Here is a 2,977-nt window from a genome sequence, read left to right on the forward strand (position 1 = left end):
GTGAGGTGTGATGTGCAGGCATAGGTGAACGGTCTTGAAAGGCCGGCCAGAGAGGGTGTGAGCCCCGTAACCGAAATGTTTTGTGCCGCCTGGAGAGTATCCCAAGTAGCACGGGGCCCGAGAAATCCCGTGCGAATCTGTCAGGACCACCTGATAAGCCTAAATACTCCCTAATGACCGATAGCGGACCAGTACCGTGAGGGAAAGGTGAAAAGTACCCCGGGAGGGGAGTGAAACAGTACCTGAAACCGTGTGCTTACAATCCGTCGGAGCCAGTCTGATTCTGGTGACGGCGTGCCTTTTGAAGAATGAGCCTGCGAGTTAGTGTTACGTCGCGAGGTTAACCCGTGTGGGGAAGCCGTAGCGAAAGCGAGTCTGAACAGGGCGTTGCAGTGGCGTGATCTAGACCCGAAGCGAAGTGATCTACCCATGGCCAGGTTGAAGCGACGGTAAGACGTCGTGGAGGACCGAACCCACTTCAGTTGAAAATGGAGGGGATGAGCTGTGGGTAGGGGTGAAAGGCCAATCAAACTTCGTGATAGCTGGTTCTCCCCGAAATGCATTTAGGTGCAGCGTTGCGTGTTTCTTACCGGAGGTAGAGCTACTGGATGGCTAATGGGCCCTACAAGGTTACTGACGTCAGCCAAACTCCGAATGCCGGTAAGTGAGAGCGCAGCAGTGAGACTGTGGGGGATAAGCTTCATAGTCGAGAGGGAAACAGCCCAGACCACCAACTAAGGCCCCTAAGCGTGTGCTAAGTGGGAAAGGATGTGGAGTTGCGAAGACAACCAGGAGGTTGGCTTAGAAGCAGCCATCCTTAAAAGAGTGCGTAATAGCTCACTGGTCAAGTGATTCCGCGCCGACAATGTAGCGGGGCTCAAGTACACCGCCGAAGTTGTGGATTTCAGATAGTAGCCAAGCCGCCCCCTTGTGGGGTTGGTTCAGGCGTCTGGAGTGGTAGGGGAGCGTCGTGTGGGCAGTGAAGTCGCGGTGTAAACCAGCGGTGGAGCCTACACGAGTGAGAATGCAGGCATGAGTAGCGAAAGACGGGTGAGAAACCCGTCCGCCGAATGATCAAGGGTTCCAGGGTCAAGCTAATCTGCCCTGGGTAAGTCGGGACCTAAGGCGAGGCCGACAGGCGTAGTCGATGGACAACGGGTTGATATTCCCGTACCGGCGAAAAACCGCCCATGCTGAACAGGGGATACTAACCGCCCGATACCTGCCCGCCCGCCCTTGTGGTGACGTGGGTTTTGGTGGAGCGCGGGACCTGATCCTGGGAGGCAAGCGTATTAACAGGTGTGACGCAGGAAGGTAGCCAAGCCGGGCGATGGTTGTCCCGGTCTAAGGATGTAGGGCGAACGGTAGGCAAATCCGCCGTTCATGATGCCTGAGATCTGATGGGACCCCCGTTTGGGGGGATTTGGTGATCCTATGCTGCCGAGAAAAGCATCGACGCGAGGTTTTAGCCGCCCGTACCCCAAACCGACACAGGTGATCAGGTAGAGAATACTAAGGCGATCGAGAGAATTATGGTTAAGGAACTCGGCAAAATGCCCCCGTAACTTCGGGAGAAGGGGGGCCCCAACCTTGAACACCACTTGCTGGTGGGAGGGGATCGGGGCCGCAGAGACCAGGGGGAAGCGACTGTTTACTAAAAACACAGGTCCGTGCGAAGTCGCAAGACGATGTATACGGACTGACTCCTGCCCGGTGCTGGAAGGTTAAGAGGACCGGTTAGCCTCACGGCGAAGCTGAGAATTCAAGCCCCAGTAAACGGCGGTGGTAACTATAACCATCCTAAGGTAGCGAAATTCCTTGTCGGGTAAGTTCCGACCTGCACGAATGGAGTAACGACTTCCCCGCTGTCTCAACCATAAACTCGGCGAAATTGCAGTACGAGTAAAGATGCTCGTTACGCGCAGCAGGACGGAAAGACCCCGAGACCTTTACTATAGTTTGGTATTGGTGTTCGGAGTGGCTTGTGTAGGATAGGTGGGAGACGTTGAAGCCCGGACGCCAGTTCGGGTGGAGTCATCGTTGAAATACCACTCTGGTCACTTTGGACATCTAACTTCGGCCCGTAATCCGGGTCAGGGACAGTGCCTGATGGGTAGTTTAACTGGGGCGGTTGCCTCCTAAAAAGTAACGGAGGCGCCCAAAGGTTCCCTCAGCCTGGTTGGCAATCAGGTGTCGAGTGTAAGTGCACAAGGGAGCTTGACTGTGAGAGAGACATCTCGAGCAGGGACGAAAGTCGGGACTAGTGATCCGGCGGTACATTGTGGAATGGCCGTCGCTCAACGGATAAAAGGTACCTCGGGGATAACAGGCTGATCTTGCCCAAGAGTCCATATCGACGGCATGGTTTGGCACCTCGATGTCGGCTCGTCGCATCCTGGGGCTGGAGTAGGTCCCAAGGGTTGGGCTGTTCGCCCATTAAAGCGGTACGCGAGCTGGGTTTAGAACGTCGTGAGACAGTTCGGTCCCTATCCGCTGCGCGCGCAGGAAATTTGAGAAGGGCTGTCCTTAGTACGAGAGGACCGGGACGGACGAACCTCTGGTGTGTCAGTTGTACTGCCAAGTGCACCGCTGATTAGCTACGTTCGGATGGGATAACCGCTGAAAGCATCTAAGCGGGAAGCTCGCTTCGAGATGAGATTTCCATACACCTTGTGTGTGAGAGGCCCCCAGCCAGACCACTGGGTTGATAGGCCGGATGTGGAAGCGAGGACTAACGACTCGTGAAGCTGACCGGTACTAATAGGCCGATAACTTACACCACACACTCCCTCCGTGAACGGCATTCAAAAGACGTTCACACCCTGGAGAGAGTAAAAAGATAACAAGACTGCTTGCGTCCACTATGTGGTTCCCAACCAACAAACCCAGGTTTGATGGCCGGAACCAACAACAAAATAACAACACCACACCTGCCTTCACCGGCAGGAACACATGTTGTAACCACAGATTTCCCACC

At 55.0% G+C, this 2,977-nt stretch carries 1 rRNA gene; it reads left to right on the forward strand.

The features are described 5' to 3' along the window. Positions 1 to 2,782: ribosomal RNA gene (locus ABIA70_RS21605) — 23S ribosomal RNA — on the forward strand; the annotation flags it as partial. Positions 2,783 to 2,977: the final 195 nt, after the last annotated feature.

Origin of the sequence: Arthrobacter sp. 754 (assembly GCF_040548695.1) — a bacterium.
Taxonomy (GTDB): domain Bacteria; phylum Actinomycetota; class Actinomycetes; order Actinomycetales; family Micrococcaceae; genus Arthrobacter.